This window comes from Streptomyces bugieae (assembly GCF_036352915.1).
Classification (GTDB): domain Bacteria; phylum Actinomycetota; class Actinomycetes; order Streptomycetales; family Streptomycetaceae; genus Streptomyces; species Streptomyces endophytica.
This window is the reverse complement of the sequence record NZ_JAZBJP010000142.1, coordinates 1-463: the sequence shown is the minus strand read 5'-3', so window position 1 is coordinate 463 and position 463 is coordinate 1. Positions and strand designations below refer to the sequence as shown.

General features: G+C 71.5%; 1 pseudogene. It reads left to right on the top strand.

What is annotated here, in order from left to right:
- Positions 1-320 (top strand): annotated as a pseudogene (locus V2J85_RS40585) (DUF3558 domain-containing protein); the annotation flags it as partial.
- Between the last annotated feature and the right edge of the window lie 143 nt (positions 321-463).

The following is a 463-nucleotide window of genomic DNA, read 5'->3' as shown; positions in this document are numbered from 1 at the left end:
CCGTGATCACGTACAACCTCAACCAGACCGGCGAGGACTTCGCGTACGCCACGGTCGTGGCCCGTACGGGCAATGTCGTCGTCTCCCTGACGTACAACGGCACCGGTTACGCGGGAGCGAAGGCCCCCTCCGCCGCGGACATCCTCAAGGGCGCCCAGAAGGCGGCGAAGGAGGCGGTCGGCGAGGTCGACGCCACCGCCGCTTCCGCCGCCGCGGAGGCCACCCCGTCGGCCGGGGACGCCAAGAAGGGCGACAAGGCCGACGAGGGCGCGGACAAGGACGCGGAGAAGTCCGGCTCCGAGGCCACGCCCAAGTCGTGACCTGATCGGGTCCGGAAACCCGAACTCCCAGGCCCGCACCGGTTTTCCGGAGCCCGGCCCTCCGCCCGGGGCCGGGCTTCGCCCCTCCCCACGTCACAGGACTCGCACACATGTGCCAGGCTGTGCCAGCGCCGGACGTCGGA